This window comes from Nocardia sp. MH4, assembly GCF_019266065.1.
Lineage (GTDB): Bacteria > Actinomycetota > Actinomycetes > Mycobacteriales > Mycobacteriaceae > Nocardia > Nocardia canadensis.
Genome location: NZ_LPNR01000044.1, coordinates 1 through 22301, shown reverse-complemented (window position 1 = coordinate 22301; position 22301 = coordinate 1). Strand labels below are relative to the sequence as shown.

The 22301-nt window shown below is 69.9% G+C and carries 25 protein-coding genes; 6 read left to right on the top strand and 19 right to left on the bottom strand.

Annotated elements, in window-relative coordinates:
- The 10 genes from ATM97_RS02465 to ATM97_RS02420 all read right to left on the bottom strand — a co-directional run.
- On the bottom strand, positions 1 to 362 hold a 362-nt coding region (locus ATM97_RS02465; RefSeq protein ID WP_218716278.1), incomplete at its 3' end, for a hypothetical protein.
- 136 nt (positions 363 to 498) lie between these two features.
- The gene (locus ATM97_RS02460; RefSeq protein ID WP_218716277.1) at positions 499 to 1458 is read right to left on the bottom strand and encodes an MlaD family protein; all 960 of its coding nucleotides are present in this window, start codon (positions 1456 to 1458) and stop codon (positions 499 to 501) included.
- Positions 1455 to 2504 carry an MlaD family protein gene (locus ATM97_RS02455; protein WP_218716276.1) on the bottom strand — a complete coding sequence of 350 codons (1050 nt, stop codon included), beginning with the start codon at positions 2502 to 2504 and terminating at the stop codon, positions 1455 to 1457. Before ATM97_RS02455 ends, ATM97_RS02460 begins: the two co-directional genes overlap by 4 nt.
- A complete protein-coding gene (locus ATM97_RS02450; RefSeq protein ID WP_218716275.1) occupies positions 2501 to 3589 on the bottom strand; it encodes an MlaD family protein in 1089 nt (362 codons plus the stop codon). The genes ATM97_RS02455 and ATM97_RS02450 overlap by 4 nt, the downstream gene beginning before the upstream one ends.
- The gene (locus ATM97_RS02445) at positions 3589 to 4596 is read right to left on the bottom strand and encodes an MlaD family protein (protein ID WP_218716274.1); all 1008 of its coding nucleotides are present in this window, start codon (positions 4594 to 4596) and stop codon (positions 3589 to 3591) included. The genes ATM97_RS02450 and ATM97_RS02445 overlap by 1 nt, the downstream gene beginning before the upstream one ends.
- The gene (locus ATM97_RS02440) at positions 4584 to 5588 is read right to left on the bottom strand and encodes an MlaD family protein (protein ID WP_218716273.1); all 1005 of its coding nucleotides are present in this window, start codon (positions 5586 to 5588) and stop codon (positions 4584 to 4586) included. The genes ATM97_RS02445 and ATM97_RS02440 overlap by 13 nt, the downstream gene beginning before the upstream one ends.
- Complete coding sequence (locus tag ATM97_RS02435; RefSeq protein ID WP_308248345.1) at positions 5585 to 6619, bottom strand: MlaD family protein; 1035 nt, start codon at positions 6617 to 6619, stop codon at positions 5585 to 5587. Before ATM97_RS02435 ends, ATM97_RS02440 begins: the two co-directional genes overlap by 4 nt.
- Positions 6620 to 6623: 4 nt before the next feature.
- Positions 6624 to 7490, bottom strand: a complete 867-nt coding sequence (locus tag ATM97_RS02430; protein WP_218716272.1) for an ABC transporter permease — start codon at positions 7488 to 7490, stop codon at positions 6624 to 6626.
- Positions 7490 to 8335, bottom strand: coding sequence for an ABC transporter permease (locus ATM97_RS02425; RefSeq protein ID WP_189034738.1), 846 nt, complete (start codon positions 8333 to 8335; stop codon positions 7490 to 7492). The genes ATM97_RS02430 and ATM97_RS02425 overlap by 1 nt, the downstream gene beginning before the upstream one ends.
- A 198-nt stretch (positions 8336 to 8533) precedes the next feature.
- Positions 8534 to 9634, bottom strand: coding sequence for a calcium:proton antiporter (locus ATM97_RS02420; protein ID WP_374104821.1), 1101 nt, complete (start codon positions 9632 to 9634; stop codon positions 8534 to 8536).
- Positions 9635 to 9729: 95 nt separating this feature from the next.
- On the opposite strand from ATM97_RS02420, the gene ATM97_RS02415 reads away from it, so the two are divergent.
- Positions 9730 to 10386 (top strand): PhoU domain-containing protein, encoded by a 657-nt coding sequence (locus ATM97_RS02415; RefSeq protein WP_218716270.1) that lies wholly within the window; start codon positions 9730 to 9732, stop codon positions 10384 to 10386.
- Positions 10387 to 10388: 2 nt separating this feature from the next.
- Here the strand turns inward: ATM97_RS02415 and ATM97_RS02410 are convergent, their stop codons facing one another.
- The gene (locus ATM97_RS02410; RefSeq protein ID WP_218716269.1) at positions 10389 to 11222 is read right to left on the bottom strand and encodes an RNA polymerase sigma factor; all 834 of its coding nucleotides are present in this window, start codon (positions 11220 to 11222) and stop codon (positions 10389 to 10391) included.
- Positions 11223 to 11239: 17 nt separating this feature from the next.
- Positions 11240 to 12118 carry a haloalkane dehalogenase gene (locus ATM97_RS02405; RefSeq protein ID WP_308248346.1) on the bottom strand — a complete coding sequence of 293 codons (879 nt, stop codon included), beginning with the start codon at positions 12116 to 12118 and terminating at the stop codon, positions 11240 to 11242.
- Positions 12119 to 12364: 246 nt separating this feature from the next.
- On the opposite strand from ATM97_RS02405, the gene ATM97_RS02400 reads away from it, so the two are divergent.
- The 3 genes from ATM97_RS02400 to ATM97_RS02390 are packed head-to-tail and all read left to right on the top strand — an operon-like array spanning position 12365 to position 14176.
- A complete protein-coding gene (locus ATM97_RS02400) occupies positions 12365 to 13150 on the top strand; it encodes an HNH endonuclease family protein (protein WP_218716267.1) in 786 nt (261 codons plus the stop codon).
- Positions 13151 to 13185: 35 nt separating this feature from the next.
- Positions 13186 to 13410, top strand: coding sequence for a hypothetical protein (locus ATM97_RS02395; RefSeq protein ID WP_218716266.1), 225 nt, complete (start codon positions 13186 to 13188; stop codon positions 13408 to 13410).
- Between the two features lie 25 nt (positions 13411 to 13435).
- Positions 13436 to 14176, top strand: coding sequence for a phosphatase PAP2 family protein (locus tag ATM97_RS02390; protein WP_218716265.1), 741 nt, complete (start codon positions 13436 to 13438; stop codon positions 14174 to 14176).
- On the opposite strand, the gene ATM97_RS02385 is transcribed toward ATM97_RS02390, so the two are convergent.
- Both ATM97_RS02385 and ATM97_RS02380 read right to left on the bottom strand, forming a co-directional pair.
- A complete protein-coding gene (locus ATM97_RS02385) occupies positions 14125 to 15132 on the bottom strand; it encodes an NAD(P)-dependent alcohol dehydrogenase (protein ID WP_218716264.1) in 1008 nt (335 codons plus the stop codon). The two genes, ATM97_RS02390 and ATM97_RS02385, sit on opposite strands and share 52 nt — an antisense overlap.
- The gene (locus ATM97_RS02380) at positions 15129 to 15554 is read right to left on the bottom strand and encodes a hypothetical protein (protein ID WP_218716263.1); all 426 of its coding nucleotides are present in this window, start codon (positions 15552 to 15554) and stop codon (positions 15129 to 15131) included. The genes ATM97_RS02385 and ATM97_RS02380 overlap by 4 nt, the downstream gene beginning before the upstream one ends.
- Positions 15555 to 15686: 132 nt before the next feature.
- Between ATM97_RS02380 and ATM97_RS02375 the strand changes: the two genes are divergently transcribed.
- Positions 15687 to 16478 (top strand): helix-turn-helix domain-containing protein, encoded by a 792-nt coding sequence (locus ATM97_RS02375; protein ID WP_255586758.1) that lies wholly within the window; start codon positions 15687 to 15689, stop codon positions 16476 to 16478.
- Positions 16479 to 16518: 40 nt separating this feature from the next.
- Here ATM97_RS02375 and ATM97_RS02370 read toward each other — a convergent pair whose 3' ends face one another.
- From ATM97_RS02370 to ATM97_RS02350, 5 genes are all read right to left on the bottom strand, one after another.
- Entirely contained in the window at positions 16519 to 16992 is a 474-nt protein-coding gene (locus ATM97_RS02370) for a DUF2231 domain-containing protein (RefSeq protein ID WP_218716261.1), read from the bottom strand.
- Between the two features lie 89 nt (positions 16993 to 17081).
- Positions 17082 to 18293, bottom strand: coding sequence for an NAD(P)/FAD-dependent oxidoreductase (locus ATM97_RS02365; protein WP_218716260.1), 1212 nt, complete (start codon positions 18291 to 18293; stop codon positions 17082 to 17084).
- Positions 18294 to 18455: 162 nt separating this feature from the next.
- Positions 18456 to 19097, bottom strand: a complete 642-nt coding sequence (locus ATM97_RS02360; protein ID WP_218716259.1) for a PadR family transcriptional regulator — start codon at positions 19095 to 19097, stop codon at positions 18456 to 18458.
- 81 nt (positions 19098 to 19178) lie between these two features.
- Positions 19179 to 21209 carry an MDR family MFS transporter gene (locus tag ATM97_RS02355; protein ID WP_255586756.1) on the bottom strand — a complete coding sequence of 677 codons (2031 nt, stop codon included), beginning with the start codon at positions 21207 to 21209 and terminating at the stop codon, positions 19179 to 19181.
- Positions 21210 to 21276: 67 nt separating this feature from the next.
- Positions 21277 to 21909, bottom strand: coding sequence for a TetR/AcrR family transcriptional regulator (locus ATM97_RS02350; protein ID WP_218716258.1), 633 nt, complete (start codon positions 21907 to 21909; stop codon positions 21277 to 21279).
- 108 nt (positions 21910 to 22017) lie between these two features.
- On the opposite strand from ATM97_RS02350, the gene ATM97_RS02345 reads away from it, so the two are divergent.
- Positions 22018 to 22301: hypothetical protein (locus ATM97_RS02345; protein ID WP_218716257.1), on the top strand; the 284-nt coding region annotated here is incomplete at its 3' end.

Here is a 22301-nt window from a genome sequence, read left to right as displayed (position 1 = left end):
GCGGGGGCGGCGGGCACCGCGGCGTCGGGGGTGGTCACCGTGCACTGCCACTGGCCGTCGGTCTCGACCCGCCAGTGGGCGACGATGCCGCCCGCCGAGCAGTTCCCGCCGACCCGCCGGGCGGGCCACGGCGGCGCGAACGCGGCTTCCTGGCCCGACACCTCGTCGCCGACCGGCAGACCGTGGGAGTCGGTCCCCATCGGATCGACCGTGGACGGATCGTTCTCGTCACCCTGATTCGCGCGCAGTACCAACCCGAGGGCGACGACCAGCGCCAGCAAGGCGGCCAGCACCGCCGCGATCGCGATCACCCGAGTACTGCTTCCGGTCCCCTGGTCGGGATCCTCGCTGCTCTCTGCCATGGATCGCACCGCCTTCGCCCACTGGACTCGGACTGCCTCGTCCAGCAGGCTACCGCACGGTTGCTCGAACACGGCCCGGCTCGAGCGGACAACCACTGTCCAGGGCATATTCCTATATTCAGTGGTTGCCGGATGTTTACCTGATCGCGACCCGCACCTTCACCGCGTCGGCGTCGGTGTTGTGCAACGCCTGGGCGATGAGCGTGCTGAGGTCGATCTGCGGGCCCGCCGCGGTGAGCGATTCGGTGAGCGGGCGCAGACCGGGCAGCAGAGCCGAGAGTTCGGGACCGAGCTCGTTCAGTTTCGCGGTGAGCTGCTGGAGGAACGGCACCAGGCCGCCGTCGCGCAGATACATCTCCGGGTCACCGCCCGCCGCGCTGACCCGGCCGACCGACTCGACGAACTCGTCGATGACCTGGCTCAGCCGCACGAAGGCCGGCGCGGCGGCCGAGGTGGCCGGTCCGGCCCAGCCGATGTCGCCGGAGACGAACTCGAAGTTGTTCTGCAGCTCGGCGATCGCGGGCGCCCTGCTCATGATGGCCGCGGCGAGCAGGTCGCCCGCCCTGGCCAACTCCGGGATGACGTTCTCGGTGCCGGTCATCGCCTGGCCGAGGGTGTCGACGAGCGATCCGACGACCGCCGGGTCGAGTTGCTCGACGGTCTTGGTGACCAGCCGCGCGACCTCGGGGATCGACATCGGCGTGCGCACGTTCTCCCCCGACAGCCGCTGGCCGTCGGTCAGGTACGGCCCGTCGGCGCTGCGCGGCACGAACTGCACGTACGGCTCGCCCAGCGAGGACAGGTGCTCGATGGTGACGATGCTGCTCATCGGCACCTTGTTCGCGGCGCCGAATTCGAAGCCGACCCGCACGCCGCCGGTGGCGGCGGTGTCCACCGCGGTGACCTTGCCGATCTCGATGCCGGTCAGCAGGATCGGCGAGCCGACGCTGAGACCGCCGGAGTTCGCCAGCTCGATCGAGGCCTCGGTGTAGTCGGCGAACGGGTCGACCCGCACCACCCCGAAGGTCAGGTAGCTCGCGCCGAGCACGGTGATGGCGGCGATGCCGCCCAGTGAGGCCAGTGCACCGATCTTCATCGCACCATTCCGATCATCCGCAGCGCGGTCACGATCTGGTCCACCTGCTCCTGCTCGGAGACCCGCACGCCGGTGACGTTCACCTTCGGGCCGCGCTCGGCGAAGGGGATCACCTTGTCGCGCAACAGCGCGGTCAGCAGCGCCATGTTCGTCGACGAGCGCAGATCGGCCGAGCCGCCGGTGGCCAGCGGCAGGAACGCGGTCGCCGCCGCGTCGCCCGCGTTCGCGATCGGGGCCAGCCAGGTCAGCGAGGAGCCGACCGGGCCCAGCGCCAGGAAGACGGCCATGGTCTTGGCGATCGAATCCTGGGTGCCCGAGAGGGCCCGCACGGCTTCGGGAGTGAGGATGTGGGTGAGCTCGGCCTCGATGCCGACCATGATCTCGGCATTGGCGGCCAGGCCGTTGACCAGCAGGTCGACCTGGTCCAGGTGCGCGGCCAGGTCGGCGGCGTCGGCGCCCATGACCGCCGAGATGCGCGCGGTCTCCTTGGGATCGGCCGGCATCACCGAGTTCACCCGGCCGATCATCTCCTGCAGCTGACCGATGGCCCCGCCCTGCACGAACAGCGCCATGGTGGCCATCGTGTCTTCCAGCTGCACCGGCGGTTTCGTGCGTTCGATCGGGATGGTGCCGCCGTCGCGCAGCAGCGCGCCGAAGCCGTCCTTCGGGGTGGTCAGCGCGACGTGGATGTCGCCGAGGATGGTGTCCTGGCGCAGTTCGGCGATGGTGGTCGTCGGCAGCTGCACGGAGTCCTGGATGTCGGCCTCGACGACGACGTAACCGCCGCGACCGGCGGGCGCGTCGGCGGGCTGGATCACCCGCACGGTGTCGACGGTGCCGATCTCGGCACCGTTGGCGATCACCTTCGACTTCGCGGGCAGGTTCAGCGCGCTGCTGAACTCGATCTGCACCCGGTAGGTCGGGCCCGAGACGGCGGAGCCGGGCACCGGAACCTCGGCGGGATCGAAGCCACAGCCGCCGACCGCGAGACCGGCCGCGACCACCAGCGCGATCATGCCGCGCCGCAGTGTCTTTCGCGGGTTCATCGGGCACCTGCCATTCCCAGCACGACCTGCACGAGGTTCACATCGGTCAGGCCCTGCGCCGGATCGGCGCACTGCCCGGGGAGCAGCGCGTTCACCGCGGCGCACACCTGGTCGGCCTCGCCGCCGGGCAGCGCCACCTTCGGCGCGGCGTAGCTGATCGCGGTGCCGCTCGCGGCGCTCTGGAAGGCCGAGGTCAGCGCGGGCATCTTCAACACCACCTCGCGCAGCGATCCGACGTTGGCGCGCAACAACTTCACCAGCGGGACCGCGCCGTCGAGCGCGCCGATCAGCGGGTCGCCGAGAATGGTGGTGAGGTCGTTGAGCATCGGCAGCACCTCGCGCAAGCCGTCGAACAGCGAGGTGGCCGGGCCGAGCAGGTCGTCGGAGGCCTGGTTGAGCAGCGGCGCCAGCCGGACCAGCATCGACTGCAGATCGCCCCAGTTGGCGGCGACCCGGTTCGACACCGAGGCGAACGCGTCGAACAGCCCGGCCAGATGGCCGATGTCGGCGTCGGGCTTGTTCATCGCCGAACCGAGCTTGTGCACCAGTTCGTTGACCGTCGGGCCGACGCCCTCGGTCGCGCGATCCAGCGAGGACAGCCCGTCCGCGAGCGCGCTGGGCTGTCCGGCCTCGACGCCGGAGAGTTCCTCGGACAGGCTGGCCAGCGCGGTCAGCGTCTCGGTGATGGACTTGGGCGTCAGCGTCTTGGTGATGCAGCCGCCGGTGAACTGCCTGGTGTCCTTGCCGCTGGTCAGCACGGCCAGATTGCGGTCGGCGGCAACGGAATACGCGACGGTGGTCGCGGACGCGTCGGCGTAGACCGGATAGTCGGCGTCGACCTCGAATTCGACGCGCACCTTGGCGCCCTCGTTGCGCACCGCGGTCACCTCGCCGACGTCGATGCCGCGCATCGTGACGTGGTTGCCCGGGTAGAGCCCGATCGCGTCGGGCATGAGCGCGCAATAGGATTCGGTCTTCTTCAGCGGATCGAAGGTGACGAAGTAGCCGGCGATCACCAGTACCGCCAGCACGCCGACCCCGGCGATCGACATGAACGCCTGGGATCCGAGCAGTCGTTTCAGCATCAGCACGCCTTCCCCGGCAGCGGCACGCAGACGCGCGCGCCGGACTGGTCGACCACGACGCCCGCGTCCGGGGTGACCAGCTGCGACAACTTGGTCTGCAGGTCGTGCACGGTGCCCAGGACCGGCTCGAACCCGCCTTCGAGTTGCCGCAGGCGCGGCAGCGCGTCGGCCAGCGCCTGGGCCTGCGGCTTCAGCGTGGCATCCCAGCTGGGGGCGAGCCCGGCGAGCCGGTTCACCACCGAGACCAGCAGCCGGACCGCCTCGGCCAGTTCGGCTTTCTTGCTCAGCAGCACGTCCTCGAGCATGTTCACGTTGTCCATCAGCCTGCCCAGGTCGGACTTGGCGCCGTCGTACATGGAGATGTACTCGTCGAGGATCGCGATCGACTTCGACACCTGCGAGCGCTGCCGGTCGAGCATGTCGACGTACTTGCCGACGGTGTCGAGGGTGGAGCGCAGCGCCTCCGGGGAGGCCGCGATCGCGGTGTTCGCGGCGGCCAGGTTCTTGCGCACGGTGTCGCCGTCGACGGCGGCCAGCGGCGTGGTGGCGTCCTGGAAGGTCTCGATCAGGCTGTACGGCAAGCGGATTCGGTCGGCGGGGATCGGCGCGTCGCCCAGCGGGCGGGAACCGGCCGGGTAGAGCGCGACGTAATGACCGCCGACGACGGTCAGCATGCGCACGTCGAGGGAGGTCTGGTCGCCGACGAAGACGTCGGAGTCGACGGTGAACTCCATCAGCACCTTGTCCGGCTTCAGCTCGAGCGAGACGACGCTGCCGACCGAGATGCCGGCCAGGCGCACGTCGTCGCCCTCGCGCACCGACTGCGCCTCGCTGAGTTCGGCGGTGTAGGTGTGTTTGCCCAGCGGCACCACGTAGATCACCGCGGCGCCGACGATGAACAGCACCACCAGGCTCAGGCCGATGATGCCCATCCGCAGTTCGCGGGCGCGCTTGCCCGCCTCGTCCAGGATCGGGCGATCTCCGGAGAAGAATCTCAGGCGTTGCATACCGTCACCTTCTGTCCGGCGATCAGCACCTGCAGCGGCGCGGGCACCTGGGCGGCGCCGTTGCTGCAGTGCGGCGTGAAGTCGGCGAAGTCGCGCGAGAGCGACGCGTCGACCGTGGCCAGCAGCCCGGGCAGCCGCCCGAGGACCGCGACCGCCTCCTGCGGGTCGGGGAACAGACCGCGGATCATCGCGTCGACCTCGGCGCTGCCGCCCTCGACCAGGCCGAGCGAGGCCAGCAGCCGGTCGACCGGCGCCAGCACCGACGGCGCGGTCATCGCGAACTGCGCGACGCCGCCGATATTGCGCTGCATCGCCTCGAAGATGTCGGTGAGCCGGGCCAGTAGCGGCAGCAGGTAGCCGACGCGGCCGCCGTGCCGATCGCCCAGCGTCGACAGGTTGCGGATCAGGGTGTCGATGACCTGCTGACGGTCCTCGGCGTAGCTCGCGAGCTGGTCGATCGCGGTCAGCGCGGGACCGAGGCCGCTGCCGTCGCCCTCGATGACGGCGAGCATGCTCGCGGTGAACTGGTTGATCGCCTCCGGCGACAGCGTCGCCAGCACCGGCTTCAGCCCGCTGAACAGGCTGGTGACGTCGAACGACGGGACGGTCATGTTCGCGCCGATCCGGGCGTCGGCCGCGATCCGGGTGCCCGGGTTCGGGGCCTGCTGCAGGTCGATGTAGCGCTGGCCGGTCAGGTTCTGGTATCGGATGGCCAGCTTGCTGTTGTCGTAGATCGGGGTGTCGGTCTTGACGGTCAGGTGGACCTTGGCCTTGTCACCCTCGAGGCTGATCTTCTCGATCTTGCCGACCTGCACGCCGAACATCCGCACGTCGTTGCCGACCTTGAGGCCGTTGGCGTCGGTGAACAGCGCGTCGTGTGCCTCGGTGTCTCCGGAGACCGGGCGCTTGATCAGGGTGAAGACGAGCCCGAGCACGGCCAGCATGACCAGCGAGAACACGCCGAGTCGCAGTGCGACGCCACGAATCTTCATCGCGCACCGGCCTTTCCGAACAGCGGTACCGCGATCGCGGGCACCCCGCTGAGCTCGACGTCGAGGTTGAGCACCGGGCCGTCCGGGCCGTCGGGCATGGCACCGCGCAGGTTGGTCAGCAGGGCCTGCAGGTCGGCGCCGGTCTGCCGCGGGTTCGGCGACATCTGGGCCAGCGCGAACAGCATCGGCGCGAGCATGTCGGTGGTCTCGGCGAAGTGGCCGCCCGCGGTGGTCAGCGTGGTGGTCAGGGCGGGCAGGATGCTGCCGCCGATCACGCCGACGCCGATGTCGTAGCGGTCCTTGTCGACCTGGGTCACCTTGATGTCACTGAGGGTGTCGATCACCTGCATGGTGGCGCCGGCGAACTGACCGCCGCCGTCGAAGGCGGGACCGAGCTTGCCGAACAGCTCCGAGGGCGCCACGTCCTGGTTGTCGGCGATGGTCTTCGCCATCGTGATCAGCGCCTGGACCAGCGGGGTGAAGGCCTTGAAGTCGGCGGCCAGCTGGGAGATGACCGTCGCCATCTGCGGGCTGGTCACCGTCATGCCGACCTGGGACAGGCTGCGCAGGATGGCGCTCATGGTGGCGTCGTAGACGCGGCCGGAGTTGGCGCCGGTCAGGTCGAGCACCGCGCCCGCGCGCAGCGGGGCGCCGCCGGTGCCGCGGCGCAGCTCGATTTCGGCGATGCCGAACAGGTTGGTCGGGGCGTAGTCGACGGCGAGGCTGTCGTCGATGCCGTGCAGCCGGTCGGCGTCGAGCAGCAGCGAGATCCGCTGGGTGCCGCGCTCGCCGGGGGCGACCTCGGCGACCTCGCCGACGGTGACGCCGTCGATGCGGACCTGGCTGCCCACGCTGATGCCGTCACCGAGGTGTTCGGTGTGCAGCGCGATCCGCAGGCCCTCCTCGGTCGTCAGATTGCGGTAGGCGACCGTGGCCAGCACGACCGCGGCGATGATGCCGAGGATGATCGCGCCGGTCAGCCGCGAGGTGCGCCGATCGGCGGCGACGCCGGGCATTCCGTAGTTAGGCACTAGCTCACCCCGTAAAACTGATCGCCGAGTTGAAGCCCCACAGGATGATCGACAGCACCATGTCGATGGCGACGATGGCCACCGAGCTGGCGCGCACCGCGCGACCGGAGGCGATGCCGACGCCCTCGGGGCCGCCGGTGGCGAAGAACCCGAAGTAGCTGTGCACCAGGATCACCACCGTGCCGAACACGGCGACCTTGATGACGGCGGCGATCATGTCGAACCCGGAGATGAACTGGAAGAAGTAGTGGTCGTAGACGCCGGCCGACTGCCCGTAGACCATCGTGAGCAGCCCGCGGCAGGCGCCGTAGGACAGGATCAGCGCGATCAGGAAGGTGGGCACGATGGCGATCGCGCCCGCGATGACGCGAGTGGTCACTACGAACGGGACCGAACGCAGGCCCAGCGCTTCGATGGCGTCGATCTCCTCGGAGATGCGCATCGAGCCGATCTCGGCGGTGATCCGGCAGCCCGCCTGCGCGGCGAAGCCGATGGCCGCGGCGATCGGGGCCAGCTCACGGGTGGTGGCGTAGGCCGAGATGACGCCGGTCACCGGGCCCATGCCGAGCATGTCGAGGGAGGCGAAGGATTCGACGCCGACCGAGGCGCCCATCACCAGGCCGAGCACGATCATCATCGGGACGGTGCCGCCGCCGACGATGATCGACCCGCGACCCCAGGTCATGTCGGTGACCGCGCGCAGCGTCTCGTCGCGGTAGCGGCGCAGCGTCAGCGGCACCGAGGACAGCACCTGCCAGACGAACACGGCCACGAAGCCCAGCGATTCACCGGCCGAGCCGATGCGCTTGCCGAGCCGGGCCGGCCCGCGCAGCCAGTGCAGCGAGGTGGGGAGATAGGAGGAGGCAGCCATCATGCCAACTTCGTCGGCAGGAACATGGCGCTGATCTGGGTGGCCAGCAGGTTCACGATCGCGATCGAGACCACCGAGAGCACCACCGCCGCGTTCACCGCGTCGGCGACACCGCGCGGCCCGCCCTTGGCCTCGAGCCCGCGCTGGCAGGAGATGACGACGACCAGGAAGCCGAAGATCAGCGCCTTGAGCAGCGAGACCCACACGTCACCGGCGGTGGCGAAGGAGCCGAAGGTCGACCAGTAGCTGCCCGGGGTCACGCCCTGGCCGCCGACGGCGACCGCGTACCCGGCGAGCACGCCGACGAAGATGATCAGCACATTGAGCATCGGCGCGACGATCAGCATGGCCATCATGCGCGGGATGACGAGTCGGTGCACCGGGCTGATACCCATGGTGTTGAGCGCGTCGATCTCCTCGCGGATGGTGCGCGCGCCGAGGTCGGCGGCGATCGCGGCCGCGCCCGCGCCGCCGAGCAGGAAGCCGGTGGCGATGGGCGCGCCCTGCTTGATGACGCCCAGACCGCCGGTCGCGCCGAGCATGGAGTCGGCACCGAGGCTGTGGATCAGGTTACCGACCTGGATCGAGACGATCACGCCGAACGGGATCGCCATCAGGATCGCGGGAATCGCGGTGACCGTGATCAGCCGCCAGGCCTGGACGAGGGTCTCGCGCCACTGGAAATGCCCGCGGGCGACATCGGCGACGGTGCCGGTGACCGACTCCTGCGCGAGGTCGACCGCGCGCCCGAAGGTCCGCAACGACGACACGACCGTGTCGGTGAAGTTCTTGCGGACGATCTGGGTAGCGGAATCCGGCTTCGCGGAATGCAGATCGGTGGACATCAGCGATGCCCCCGGCCCGCTCGCGAAGCGCGGAGCATGGTGATTTTCATACCGCACTCTCTGGCTTCGGCGTCGGTGCCAACTCCAGCAAGCTAGCCGGTACTCTGCGTCACAACAAAATTTCGGGGTGGTGACCCTCGTCGCTTTTTCGCGGTTTCAATGACAGATCGTCGCCTCGTGTGATCCGCAACACTTCAGCTACGGACTTGCGGCCAGGAACACAAAAGCGGCGAACAACGCCAGGTGAACGCCACTGTGCAGCAGGGTCGCGCGGCCGGGAACGATGGTCAGCGTGCTCACCACGACGGTCAGCGCGAGCAGGACCATCTGGGTGGCGCCCAGGCCGAGCACCAGCGGGCCGCTCAACCAGATCGTCGCCAGCGCGATCACCGGAATGGTGAGACCGATGCTGGCCATGGCCGAGCCCAGCGCGAGATTCAGGCCGATCTGCACCTGGTTGCGGCGCGCGGAATTCACCGCGGCCAGCGTCTCCGGCAGCAGCACCAGCATCGCGATCACCACGCCGACCGCCGACTGTGGCAGCCCGGCCGAGGCCACGCCCGCCTCGAGCGCGGGCGAGACCACCTTGGCCAGCCCCACCACACAGACCAGCGCGAGCACCAGCAGGCCCAGGCTGGTCAGCGCCGCCCGGTTGGACGGCGAGTGGTCGTCGGCGGCGCTGTCGTCGACCGCGCCGCCGTCCTCCACCGGAAGGAAATCGTCGGGGTGACGCACCGTCTGGACCATCACGAACAGCAGATACAGCGCCAGCGAGGCGACCGCGGCGAAGGCCAGCTGCGCGGGCGAGAACTCCGGTCCCGGCTTACTCGTGGTGAAGGTCGGCAGCACCAGACTCAGCGTCGCCAGCGTCGCGACGGTGGCCAGCGCGGCGCCGGTGCCCTCGGGATTGAACACCGCGACCCGCCTGCGCAGCGCGCCGACGAGCAGGACCAGGCCGAAGATGCCGTTACAGGTGATCATCACCGCGGCGAAGACGGTATCGCGGGCCAGCGAGGCCGCCTTGTCGCCACCGGAGATCATCATCGTCACGATCAGCGCCACCTCGATCACGGTGACGGCCACGGCCAGCACGAGCGAGCCGAACGGTTCGCCGACCCGATGGGCGACCACCTCCGCGTGATGGACCGCGGCCAGTACCGCGCCGACCAGCGCGGCGCTGACGAGCGCCACCACGAGTCCCGGCACGTCGCGCCCCCAGGTGACGGCGAGTACGAGCGCGGCGAGTATCGGGACTAAGAGGGTCCATCTGGTCGTCAACGCGGCAATCATGGCCTCCATCGTTCCAGCCGCGCGCGAGTGGACCGGGATACCCGGCCGCGAAAGATCCGCCGATGGATTCCCGGGGAGCGCCTCGATGGGGAACAATTCAGCCCGTGCGGACCCAGTTCACCCTCGAGCTCGTTGCTCTGTCCAACGATCTCACCCTGATGTCGCGCTTGGCCCATGACGCGACCGAGCGGGTCACCGAGGCGCTCGCCGGCGCCGACCTGACCGCCACCTACGAGGTCTTCGCGCTCGACGAGCAACTCCAGCAGATGTTCGCCGCCTGCGAAAGTCGCACCATGGCCCTGCTCGCGCTCCAGGCGCCGGTCGCCCGCGACCTACGCCACGTGGTGACCGCGATCCAGATCGCCGGGGAGCTCTCGCGGATCGGCAGGCGCACCGAGACCGCCGGTCAGTACGTGTACCGGGCGCATCCGCGGGCCGTCGCGCCGGAGCCGGTCATCGCCGAATTGGTGGCGATGGGCTTGCTGGCCGCGGAATATGTTGCGCGGGTGAGCGCTTCGGTCGCGACCGGCCGTTTCACCGAGGACGACGGCACCACGGCCGCCACCATGGAAACGCGCTGCGCGCAGCTGCGCGCCGTGCTGACCACGGCCGAGGTCGGCGTCGGCACCGGCACGGCGATTGATCTGGCCCTGCTGGGCAGCCAGTTCCAGCGCTGTGTCGACCACGCCGCCCGCATCGCCCGCCTGATCCGCTTCCTGGACACCGGGATTCCGCCGGAGACCGGGACGCTGCCCGACTGACCTCAGTCGAGCAGCGGGAACCGGCCCGAGCCGAGCAGCCCGGCGATCGCCGCGATCTTCTCCTGCGGCGCCGCGTAATCCGGATGCGCCGTCAGCACCGCCGCCACGTCCCGCAGGTCGCTGAGCTGCGCCGCCGCTTCGGCCACCGTGCGACCACCGTGGCGCACAGCGTGTTTCGTGTAGACGGGGCGCGCCGGATCGATCCGCCCGAGTTCACTCGCGCGGGTGACCCGGCGCGCGCACCGGCACGGCGCCGCCGGATTCGCCAGCCCGCACGACGAGCGCAGGAACGCGCCGAGTCGCTGTTTGGCCCGCTCCCAGCGCTTCTGGTACGCGGCCGGGCTGATGTCGAGCACCCAGGCCGCCTCGGCCACCGACAGCCCGAACACGTCACCGAGGACGAAGGCGATCCGCTCGTCCCGGCTCAGGCATTGCAATACCGCCTGGGTGCAGCTGAGACGGACCTCCTCGGCGAGCAGAGTGGCTTCGGGACCGCGGTAGTCCTCGGTGGCCAGCCCGTCGAGCAGGTTCGCGCCGAACTCGTCGAGGCCGAGCTGTTCGCGCTCGGGCGCCGACCGCCGGTGCTGCGAGATCAGATAGTTCGCCCCGACCCGGTACGCCCAGGTCCGCAGCGCGGCCTCGCCGCGCCAGGTGGACAACCGGGTGACCACCCGGATCAGGATCTCCTGCACCGCGTCCTCGGCGTCGGCCGGGCGGCCGGTCATCCGCAGGGCCAAGCGGTACAGGGGATCCTGCAGCTGCGCGATCACCTCGCTCAACGCTGCCCGGTCGCCCGCCACGGCGCGAGCGACCAGCGCGGCCTCGTCGGTCTCCATGTCGATATTGTCGCCCGTCACGCCAACAGCCCGTGCCGGTCCAGCCAGCCCGCCACGGATTTCGCGATCGCCACCGGCTGATCCTCCGGCGCGTGGTGCGAGCCCCGGCCCACCGACTCCACCTCCAGGTCGGCGAAGGTGGCCGCCGCCCAGGCGATCACCTCGGCGCTGCCCAGCCCGACGGCGGGCTCCACCGTCATCAGCAGCTTGGGCACCCCCGCGCTCGCCGCCATCCATTCGCCGTAGGCGTTCACCCTGGCCACGACGTCGGCGGGCTCGCCGTCGAGCGGGAACTCCCTGGCCCAGGCCAGCATCGGCGCGCGCGAGGCCGGGGTGGGATACGGGGCGCGGTAGGCGTCGAGATCGGCCTCGGTGAGCGCGGGGACCAGCGTCGGCAGGTTGTATTCGATGAACTTGTTCTCGGCGAGCACCGCCTGTTCGCCCGCGGGCGAACGGAACAGCCGGAACATCTCGGCCGAGCGCGCGGGCAGCTCCGAGCAGCGCAGCGGGCGCAGGAAGGTCTCGATCACCGCGATCCCGGCGACCCGGCCGGGGTGCCTGGCGGCGAAATCCATGGCCAAGGTGCCGCCCCAGTCGTGACCGACCAGGATCGGATCGGTCAGCTCGAGCGCGTCGAACCAGGCGTCGAGGTAGCGGGCGTGATCGTCGAGGCGGTAGGCGATCTCGGGTTTGCCCGAGGCACCCATCCCGATCAGGTCGGGGGCCAGGCAGCGGGCGTGCTCGCGCACCACCGGCAGCACGTCGCGCCACAGGTAGGAACTGGTGGGGTTGCCGTGCAGGAAGACGACGGGTCGGGTGTCGGCACCCGCGTCGCTGTAGGAGATGAACGAGTCGATGACGTCGACGGTCGGCATGGCCGGTTCCTTTCGCTGAATGATCCTTCCCCCGGTTGGACGCGCGGAACCGGCCGCCGCCGACAGGGATTCATAGTGACGTGCGTCACTCCGGGTTTACCGCGCTCCGCCGCAGGTCACCACCCTCGATAGGCGAACGCTATTGAGCCGCAATTCCTTTGCGATGCCGTGTGCCGAACGTCATAGACGACAATCAGATACGACACCCGGTGCGGCCGTTAGGTTGTGCCGGTTCATTTTCGACGAAGGCATGTGGGTGATACGGGCATGAAGTGGTCATCGATCAGCGGCTCTCCTCTGGGCCGGGCCCTGCTCGCCCTCGCCGCGGCGGTGGTGATCGGCGTCGTGCTGACCATCGCCAACTCGATGCTGGACAAGGTGAGCCCCACCGCGCCGGGGCCGGGTCCGGCGAGCGCGGCGACGGTGTCGGGCAAGGAGATCGGCGATCTGCTCGGCAAACTCGTTGTCGCCAAGGAAGGCCCGATGACGGGCTACACCAGGGAGAAGTTCCCGCACTGGGACACCAACAAGCCCGAACACGGCTTCGGCGGCGAGCTGGCCCAGTACCCCAAGTGCACCAGCCGTGACGTGATGATGCTGCGCGACGCGACCGGCAAGGTCACCCTCGACCCGAAGACCTGCGAGCTGAAGATCCCCGCGGGCGCCGGCTGGCAGGACCGCTACGGCTTCGTGGACAAGAAGACCGGCCAGCTCGGGCCGTACAAGTTCATCACCGACCCGGCCAAGGTCGACGCCGAACACATCGTGGCCCTGGCCGAGGCGTGGCGCTCCGGCGCCGCCGACCGCGACGAGGACACCCGCCGCCGCATCGCCAACGACTCGATGAACCTGGTCGCCGCCGATCCTTCGGCCAACCGCTCCAAGGGTGACCAGGACCCCGCGAACTACTTGCCGCCGGGCAACTTCCGGTGCGCCTATGTCGAGCATTACGTCAAGGTCAAGATAAAGTACGCCCTGACCGTTGATACCGCCGAGCACACCGCGTTGCGCACCGCAGTCGACGACTGCCTCCGCCGAGGAGAGTTCAAATAAGCGAGACGATCGAGATCACCGCCGACAGCGCCGTCATGACCGAAGAGGAAGGGACGGTGTCCGGCGAGCTCGACGTCATGCTCGACGACGCGGGCAAGGGCCTCGTCCGCTACCGCGGTACCGATACCTGGTACACCATCGGCAACATCGAGGGCGAGCCCCCGCGCGTCTGGGACACCGTCGCCGACCTGGTGAAGGCGATCAAGAAGGTCGCGGGCACCCGCGACGTCGCCGGAAACGCGGTCGTCTTCGAAGCATGAGGCCGGAGCTGGCAATCTGGTAGCTATGCCGATCGCCTCGCGCCGACCCCCGCCCGACGACCTCGCGTGGTCGGTCCTGGGCCGACGGCCCCCGCTGGCCGCCGCCCTGCTCGCGACCGCCGCCGTCTCGCTCATCGCGCTCACCTGGCAGGTGAACAACGACGCGGGCATCATCCGGTTCGACCCACGGGTGCTGGACTGGATGATCGCGCACCGCGGCGAACCGCTCACCTCGATCGCCCGGGTGATCACCGATCTGGGCGATACCAAGTCGATGACCATCCTCGCGGCGATCACGGTCGCGTGGTTCGCCTGGCGGCGCGACTGGGCGACCGCCGCGCTGGTCGCCGTCACCTCGGCGGGCGCGGGGGTGCTGGTCGTGGTGGTCAAACATCTCGTGGGCAGGCACCGGCCGCCGGAGGTCGCCCGCCTCGTCGCCGAACCGAGCCTGTCGTATCCGTCGGGGCACACCCTGGGCACGACGGTCGTGGTCGGCATCGTGGCGATCACCGTGATCCCCGGGCTGCGCAGGCGTTGGGTTCGGTGGGTGGCGACGGTGTTCGCGGTGCTGTTCCCGATCGCGGTCGGGCTGTCGCGGATCTATCTGGGCGTGCACTGGGCCACCGATGTGCTCGCCGGCTGGCTGTTCGGCCTGTCCTGGCTGGTCGTGTGCGTGACCGTGTTCTGTCTGCTGCACGGCTCCCCCACCGACGATCAGCCGACGGAGACGACCACCTTGCCGAACGCCGCGCCCGAGCGCAGGTAGTCGTAGGCCGCGGCGGCCTCGTCGAACCCGAATTCGCGGTCGATCACCGGGCGCAGGCGATGCTCGGTGATCGCCCGGTTCATCGCCTCGAAGCCGACGCGGCTGCCGACGGCGATCCGGCGGATCGCGAGATAGGACGAGCCGAACGGGTTGACCGGCGGTACCGTCCCGGGCGCCGGGGCCATCGCGCCGATCATCGTCACCATCGCGTTGTAGGCGCCCGCGGCCACCGACTGGGGCAGCGTGGGCAGGCCGACGGCATCGACCACGTGCTCGACGCCACCGGTCAGCCCCGACACCACCGCACCCCAGTCGGGCGTCTCGGTCCGGTCGATCACCGTCTCCGCGCCGAGCGCCCGCAACCGCTCGGCCTTCGCCGGGCCGGACGTGATCGAGAGGACCTCCGCGCCCAGCAGCGTCGCGAACTGGACGGCGAACAGCGCGACCGCGCCACTGCCGACCGTGAGCACGCGGTCACCCGGCGCGACCGGCGTCCCCGTGGTGAGTGCCGACCAGGCCACCAGGCCCGCGCAGGGCAGCGTGGCCGCCTCGGCGTCGGTGAGCTGCGCGGGCACGTGCACGATGGAGTCCTCTTCGACCAGGGCGTACGTGGCGAGGAACCCGGGATAGTTGGCGCCGTACTGTTCTGCGGCCAGCGCCAGGCTCTGCGGACCGTCGACCCAGTGCACGAAGTAGCTCGCGGTGATCCGGTCGCCGAGGGCGGCGCGGGTGACATCCTCGCCCAGTGCGATCACCTCGCCGACGCCGTCGGACAGCGGCACGATGCCCGGCGTGAGCGGCAGGGGGTAGGTGCCGTCGAGCAGCATCAGATCGCGCCGGTTCACCGAGGCCGCGCCGACCCGGATCAGGACCTGGTGCGGACCCGGTTCGGGTCGCCGCTGCGCGGCGACCGTGAGTCCCTGACCGGGAACTGCCTGGTAGGCAAGGGCATTCATCGCGACCCCTCGATGAACTGGTGGTCGGTGACGACGCGGCCGTCGGCATCGAGCGCGAGCAGGTCGAAGCCGCCGCCCTGGGGTGTGTCGTCGCCGCGGCGGTGCATGGTCCACGCGACACCGACGGTGCCCGCGGGCAGTGCCACGGCCGGGCCCGCCGTGACGAAGACGAACTCGCCGTCGGCCAGGAACATCTCGTAGGCGCGGGTGACGCGGCGGTCGAGCGCGTCGTAGCCGTGCACGGCGAGCGGCGGCGCCGCGATCGCGAGGTCGGCCGCCGCCGCGCGGGCCGCGGCGGGTGGGTCGACCAGGTACTGCGCGCCGTCGACGGCGAAGAGGTCCTCGATCAGGGTGCGGCGGACGATGGGGTCGGCTTCGTTCCAGAGGGCCACGTAGCGGGTGGCGATGTCGTTGTCGCTCATGGCCACAACCCTGTCGAGGGCGGTGACGCCGCGCGATTCCCCGCGGGGAATGAACGCCGTGCGTCGTCGCGCTCCGCCTGTCATTCCCCGGCGGGAATGGCGCGAGGTGGCCGCCCGCGGTTGACTCGCCCCATGACGATCGCGCAGACCACCACCGCCTTCGGCCCGCAGCTGCGGCACTGGCGCACCCTGCGCCGGGTCAGCCAGCTCGACCTGGCGATTCGCGCCGAGACGAGTCAGCGCTATCTGAGCTTCCTCGAGCAGGGCCGGTCACAGCCGGGACGCACGATGGTGGTGCGGCTGGCCGAATCGCTCGAACTGGGCCTGCGCGATCGCAACAATCTGCTGCTGGCGGCGGGCTTCGCGCCGGTGTTCCCCGAAAGCGATCTGGCCGCACCGGAATTGGCGCCCGTGCGCGAAGCGCTCACCGCCGTTCTCGACGGGCACCTGCCGTATCCGGCGCTGGTCGCCCGTCCGCGCGGCGAACTGGTCACCGCCAACGCCGCGTTCGACCTGTTCACCGACGGCGTCGCCGACCATCTGCTGCGCGCGCCGATGAATGTGCTGCGGCTGGCCCTGCACCCGGCGGGCGTCGCGCCGCGCGTGCGCAATCTGCCCGAATGGGGCAGGCACATCATCGACGCACTGCGCAGCCGGGCCGCCCACACCCCCGATCCCGCCGTCGACGCGCTGATCACGGAACTGTCGGGCTATCTGCCCGCCGTCACCCCCGGTCCCGATCACGTCGGCTTCGCCGTCCCCCTGCACCTGCGCTCCGACGACGGCGATCTGCGCCTGATCACCACCCTCACCTCGTTCGCCACCGCGACCGACGTCACCCTCGCCGAACTCCATCTCGAGGCCTTCCTGCCCGCCGACGCGGAGTCCGCCCGGATCCTGCACCTGCGCGCCGCACGGCGCTGACACCGACATTCGATAGCAATCCGCTATTCCCGAGGACGGCTCAGCCCGCCACCGCGGACACCAGCGGTCCCCACGTCGCCCGGGCTCCCGAGTCCCCGATCCGCACGACCTGCACCGTCGCGGCGACACCCACCGCCACCGCGAGCACGACCACGACCGCGACCACCGCGCGCGTCGGCCGCCTGCCCGCGCGCTCGGCCAGATGCACCCCGGCGACCAGCGCCGCGACCACCAGCAACGCGATCACGAACGGCAGCAGGGTGTCGCCGAGATCGATGTGGGCGCGGATGGCGGGCGTGCTGCCGACCCGTTGCGCGAGCCAGCGCCCCGCGCTCACCGTCACCGGGGTGAGGGCCACGGTGAGCACCGCCAGTGCCACGGCCGGCCAGACCAGCACGCGCCGAGCCATGGGCCAGACCGCCGCCAGGACGAGCAGTGCCGCCGTCAGCGGGACGAGCACCACGAGCAGGTGCACCAGCAGGACATGGGCGGGCAGTCCGTTGATCGTCGACACGAGCGTCTCCTGGCAGCCTGAGTCTGTCGTCCCAGTATGCGCGGGTACTCGCCCCCGGTCGGCGCATCCCGGCCGGGGGCGAGCACGGATCAGGACGCGAGTGTGGCGAGCTCGCGCTGGACCGGCGCGTCCCAGTCGATGCGGTAGCGGCGTTCGGCGCCCATCGTCTTCTCCGGGTTCATCACCGTCTTGACCATCAGCGGCATCATCGCGTTCATGATCTTGCGGGCGACCGGGCCCGGCGTCTTGCTGTGGTTGACCTTCGCCGCGCGCGCCGCCACGCCCTCCACCCTGGACCGGCGCAGCCGCTCGTAGGCCGCGAAGGCCTCGGCGGGCGCGTCGATGTCGCGCAGGCAGCGGGCCAGCTGCACGGCACTCTCGATGGCCAGCGACGCACCCTGCCCCGAGCTGTTGGACGGCGCGTGCACCGAGTCGCCGACCAGCACCATCCGGTCGCGATACCAGTGCGGCACCGGCGGCATGATGTGCAGCGCCCCGGTGATCTCCAGGTTCTCGGCGGTGGTGCGGCGGGCGAACTCGCCGCCCGGGGTATCGGGCGCGTAGGTCTCGCGCAGCACGCGCAGCCAGTGCTCGGCCGGGATCGCGCGCGCCTCGGTCAGCGAGTAGTACTGCTTGCTGGGCAGATTCGCGCCCCAGGCGACGCGGCCGTCGGCGTGCTGCCAGTACAGGTAATAGGCCTTGGCGCCGAAGGCGAACACCATGGTGTCGGCGGGCAGATCCTGGTCGCAGTCGACCAGCGCGCCGAAGCCGAGCATGCCGGTGTAGTCGGGTCCGGGCGCGGCCGGGTCGATCAGGGTCCGGACGGTGGACCGGATGCCGTCCGCGCCGACCAGAATGTCGGCCGACGCGGTGGAGCCGTCGGTGAAGTGCGCGGTCACGCCGTCGGCGTGCTCGTCGACGCGCACCAGCCGCTTGTCGTAGCTGAACGGCACACCGGCCGCGACCGCGTGATCGTGCAACGCGCGGTGCAGCTCGCCGCGGTCGACGACCTGCAGCGGCGGCTGATCGGGCAGCACCGGCAGGACGTGTTCGCGGCCGCCGACGGCCAGCCGCATGCCGCGCACGGGCAGCGCGATCGCGCGCACGGCGTCGCCGGCGCCGAGGATGTCGAGGGCCGCGACCCCGTTGGGGGCGAGCGCGAGCCCGGAGCCGATCCCTTCGGACGGCCCGGAATAGGCCTCGTAGACGTGGGCGTCGATGCCTGCCCGGAGCAGGGCGGTCGCGGCCACGGGGCCGGCGATGCCACCGCCGATGACCACGGCGGAACGGGTGTGGGACATGAGTGATCTCCAGATCTGTGTCTGCGTCACCCGGGCTATCCTGTGGTTGCCAGCCTCGTAGCCGGGTGCGCATGCGTGTGAGCACGGTGTCGGGACGGTTTCTCGGACTCGGTGGGGTGTTGCCGCACACCACCGGGTCCGGGGTCTTTTTCGGGGCGAGAGCTAGCCGGTCCCCCCTTCGCCGAAGTCGGGAATCCGGTCGGCGGGCATGCCGTCGGCATGCCACTGCCGCCACATCCGCAGGCCTTCGAAGGTGCCGGCGCGGAGTTCGTCACGCAGCGAGCGCGCCCAGCGCGCCTCGGCTTCCAGCATCGCCACGCCGAATTCGGTCTCGACGAGGAACAGCCGGGGCAGGCTGCCCGCCAGCCCGGCGAGCTCGGTCTTCGCACGGTCGACGGCGGTGTCGAGCGCGTCGATCCGGAGGCCGAGCAGCTCGATCACCTCGTCGGGCGGGAGCACGGCCAGGATCGACAGGCCCGCGGTGAACCGGTGGTGTTCGGGCTCGGGCGAGGCGAGCAGTTCCCTGGTCCAGTCGGCCATCTCGGTGCGGCCGGCGTCGGTGATCCGGTAGATCACGCGCTCGGGCCTGGCGCCGTCGCGCTCACTGCCGACGACTTCGAGGAAACCGGCCTTGGCCATGTTCTGGACCACCGTGTAGAGCGAACCCCACTTGATGTCCATGTCCTTGTCTTTGCCATGGGCGCGCAGGGTGGCGGCGATCTCGTAGCGGTGCATCGGCCGTTGCACGATCACCGACAGCACGGCGAGCGCCAGCAGATTGTTCACCTTGCGCTTCGTGGCCATACGCACCTCCTTACTCGTCTACGAATATACGTCTACGAGTATTAGGCGGCAAGCGCGATCCACCCGGCTGGACGAACCGGGTCAGACCTTGGCGACCTCGACGCTGTCGGCGCCCTGATCGAGCAGCTTGCCCGCGATATTCGACAGCGCCTCGTCGAGCAGCGCGCGATCGGCGGGGTCGTGGTAGTTCCAGTCGTCGAGGCGGTCGCCGAGCCAGCGCCGCCACCCGGACCGCAGCAGATCGACCTCCCGGATGCCCTGGTCGGTCAGGGTCAGCGTGCCGCCGTCGTCGAGCAGCAGGCCGTCGTCGACGGCCTGCCGGAACACCGGCGACAGCACCTCCACCGGCAGCCGGTGCCGGAACGCGATGCCGTAGACCTTGGCGGGCAGACCCTGCTTGTCGTGCAGATACACCTGCCCCAGCGCCCAGGCGGCATCCGGCTCCAGTGAGCTGCCCGCCGCCGCGATGAGCTCCGGAATGATCGGCTTGTGCGCCCTGGCCTTGCGCACGGTGGCCGCGACCGCGCGTTCCAGCTGCACCACCCGGTCGTCGGAGTCGGGCATCGAGAAACCCTCGCCGATATCGCCCGCGCCGTGCCTGGCACTGTCGCGCAAGCGGACCTGCGGCAGGAACCAGGCGACGACGAACCCGAGCAGCGCGACCGGAACCACCCAGCGGAACACGTAATCGATCGAGTTGGCGTAGGCGTCGATGATCGGCGCGGTCTGCTCGACCGGCAACCCCCGCAAGAGCTTCGGATTCGCGACCACCTCCGGGCCGATGCCCGGGGTCTGCTGGATCGCCTCGGCCAGGGCGGTCTTGCTGTGGTTGTTGTAGAGCGTGCCGAAGACCGCGGTGCCGAACGCGCTGCCGAGAGTGCGGAAGAAGGTCACGCCCGAGGTGGCGGTGCCGAGATCGGCGTAGGGGACGGTGTTCTGCACGACGATGGTGAGCACCTGCATGGACAACCCCAGCCCGGCACCGAGGATCAGCATGTACAGCGATTCCAGCCAGACACTGGTCTGGCGGCCCATCGTCGACATCAACCACAGGCCGACCGCCATCACCGCCATGCCGACGATCGGGAAGTACCGGTACTGCCCGGTGCGCCCGACCACCTGACCGGAGAAGACCGAGGTGATGAACAGGCCGACGACCAGCGGCAACGTCCGCACGCCCGACACCGTCGCCGTCGCGCCGTCGACGTATTGCAGGTAGGCGGGCAGATAGGTCATCGAGCCGAGCATCGCGAAGCCGACGATGAAGCTGAGCACCGACGACACCGTGAAGACCCGGCTGCCGAACAGCCGCATCGGCAGCATCGGCGCCTGTGCCCGCCGCTCCACCAGGACGAACGCGGTCAGCAGGATCGCCGCGAGCACGAACAACCCGATGATCTGCCACGAGCCCCACGGATATTCGTTGCCGCCGAACTCCAGTCCGAGGATCAGCGCCGAGACGCCGAGGGCGACCAGCCCGATGCCGAGGTAGTCGATCACCGGCCGCGCGACGGCGCGCAGACGCGGCAGCGTGCGCGCCGCCATCACCACCATGATGATCGCCAGCGGCACATTGACGTAGAAGCACCAGCGCCAGCTCGCGTGATCGGTGAACAGCCCGCCCAGCGTGGGGCCCACGACCGTGGTGATGCCGAACACCGCGCCCAGCGCACCCTGATACTTGCCGCGTTCCCGCAGCGGGATGGTGTCGGCGATCAGCGCCATCGAGGTCACCATCAGGCCGCCCGCGCCGATGCCCTGGATACCGCGGGCCAGGATCAGCACGCCCATGCCGGGCGCCATGCCCGCCAGCGCGGAGCCCGCGATGAAGATGACGCCGCTGATCTGAAACAGCAGTTTGCGGCCGAACAGGTCGCCGAGTTTGCCCGCGAGCACGGTCGCGACGGCCTCGGCGAGCAGATACGCCGTGACCACCCAGGCCATGTGCCCCGCGCTGCCGAGGTCGGCCACGATCGAGGGCAGCGCCGCCGAGACGATGGTCTGGTCGAGCGCGGCCATGAGCATGCCGAGCACCACCGTCGCGAAGATGAGGTTGATCTTGGTCTTGCTCATCGGCTCGACAGGCTCGTCTACAGCAACACCATCGGACATGGCCTCAGTATGGGCTTTCCGACGGTGCGCGGTACTTCAGTGACACGGCAGCAATCAGACCGAGACGTCAGCGGACGGCGTACTCGCCCAGGCCCGGTTCGAGCGCGTCGAACGCGATCCGCGCGTATTCGGCCATGGCGGTGGCGATCTCGTCACCGGACTCGCCGTCGAGCATGCGGCGCAGGATCTCCTCGAACAGCACCCGTTGGACGCCGGCGAGCTGGGCGGCGGCGATCCGCGGGGTGATGTCGTCGGACGCGGCGCCGGTGGTCTCGCGCAGGACGCCCGCCAGCGCGTTCTCCCGCTCGTCGTGGAACTCGCGCAGGCGCGCCACCAGCGCCGGACTGTCGGTGATCATCCGGGCGAACGGTTCTCCGCTGAACCCGATCACCGGATCCTGCGCGGCCACCGCGGCGAGGTAGGCAGCGCGCAACGCGGCCAGCGCCGACTGCCCCGGCTCACGCGCGCGGACGACGGCGGCCAACTGCTCGACGAACACCTCGCCGAGGTCGAGCGCGAGGTCCTCCTTGCGCGGGAAGTAGTTGGTGACCGTCATCTTGGCGACATCGGCGGCCGCGGCGACATCGGCGATCGTCACCTTGTCGAAGCCGCGTTCGAGGAACAGCTCGGTCGCCCGATGTGAGATCTGCTCCCTGGTCTGCTGCTTCTTCCTCGCCCGGAGCCCCTGCTGTGTGGTCATGACCGCAGCATAACTGAAGCCGTCCCAAAATTGTTCTTGACATATTTTTAGGTCCGTTCTAAGTTTGTGTTCGTCGCCGAGCGCGACACCGATCGAAGGAGACAGCGCATGCCGCACGGACCCGATATCGCCGCCCAGACCCGACGCAGCCACACCACCGACGAAGGAGCAGCCGATATGGCCCGATACACGACGATGCGAACCTCACTCGACGACACGATCCGCGAGCTCATGACCGCGGCAGCGCCCCTCCCGACGCCCGGCCGTCCGGCCGCGCCCCGCGCCGCCGCGCCATTCCCGGCGCAGCGTCGCCGCGTTGCCGGCTCAACGATTCGCGGCGCGCAGACCCGGTCGACGACCGTGCGCCGCCCGCTGCGAATCCCCGGGCGCTG

Bases quoted from the DNA above. Each gene is read 5' to 3' on its own strand.
- ATM97_RS02355 (WP_255586756.1), bottom strand. From the start codon at position 21,209: ATGTCCGATGGTGTTGCTGTAGACGAGCCTGTCGAGCCGATGAGCAAG.
- ATM97_RS02385 (WP_218716264.1), bottom strand. From the start codon at position 15,132: ATGAATGCCCTTGCCTACCAGGCAGTTCCCGGTCAGGGACTCACGGTC.
- ATM97_RS02380 (WP_218716263.1), bottom strand. From the start codon at position 15,554: ATGAGCGACAACGACATCGCCACCCGCTACGTGGCCCTCTGGAACGAA.
- ATM97_RS02440 (WP_218716273.1), bottom strand. From the start codon at position 5,588: ATGAAGATTCGTGGCGTCGCACTGCGACTCGGCGTGTTCTCGCTGGTC.
- ATM97_RS02350 (WP_218716258.1), bottom strand. From the start codon at position 21,909: ATGACCACACAGCAGGGGCTCCGGGCGAGGAAGAAGCAGCAGACCAGG.
- ATM97_RS02460 (WP_218716277.1), bottom strand. From the start codon at position 1,458: ATGAAGATCGGTGCACTGGCCTCACTGGGCGGCATCGCCGCCATCACC.
- ATM97_RS02395 (WP_218716266.1), top strand. From the start codon at position 13,186: ATGACCGAAGAGGAAGGGACGGTGTCCGGCGAGCTCGACGTCATGCTC.
- ATM97_RS02410 (WP_218716269.1), bottom strand. From the start codon at position 11,222: ATGGAGACCGACGAGGCCGCGCTGGTCGCTCGCGCCGTGGCGGGCGAC.
- ATM97_RS02425 (WP_189034738.1), bottom strand. From the start codon at position 8,335: ATGTCCACCGATCTGCATTCCGCGAAGCCGGATTCCGCTACCCAGATC.
- ATM97_RS02445 (WP_218716274.1), bottom strand. From the start codon at position 4,596: ATGCAACGCCTGAGATTCTTCTCCGGAGATCGCCCGATCCTGGACGAG.
- ATM97_RS02360 (WP_218716259.1), bottom strand. From the start codon at position 19,097: ATGGCCACGAAGCGCAAGGTGAACAATCTGCTGGCGCTCGCCGTGCTG.
- ATM97_RS02455 (WP_218716276.1), bottom strand. From the start codon at position 2,504: ATGAACCCGCGAAAGACACTGCGGCGCGGCATGATCGCGCTGGTGGTC.
- ATM97_RS02365 (WP_218716260.1), bottom strand. From the start codon at position 18,293: ATGTCCCACACCCGTTCCGCCGTGGTCATCGGCGGTGGCATCGCCGGC.
- ATM97_RS02420 (WP_374104821.1), bottom strand. From the start codon at position 9,634: ATGGAGGCCATGATTGCCGCGTTGACGACCAGATGGACCCTCTTAGTC.
- ATM97_RS02375 (WP_255586758.1), top strand. From the start codon at position 15,687: ATGACGATCGCGCAGACCACCACCGCCTTCGGCCCGCAGCTGCGGCAC.
- ATM97_RS02400 (WP_218716267.1), top strand. From the start codon at position 12,365: ATGAAGTGGTCATCGATCAGCGGCTCTCCTCTGGGCCGGGCCCTGCTC.
- ATM97_RS02390 (WP_218716265.1), top strand. From the start codon at position 13,436: ATGCCGATCGCCTCGCGCCGACCCCCGCCCGACGACCTCGCGTGGTCG.
- ATM97_RS02430 (WP_218716272.1), bottom strand. From the start codon at position 7,490: ATGGCTGCCTCCTCCTATCTCCCCACCTCGCTGCACTGGCTGCGCGGG.
- ATM97_RS02450 (WP_218716275.1), bottom strand. From the start codon at position 3,589: ATGCTGAAACGACTGCTCGGATCCCAGGCGTTCATGTCGATCGCCGGG.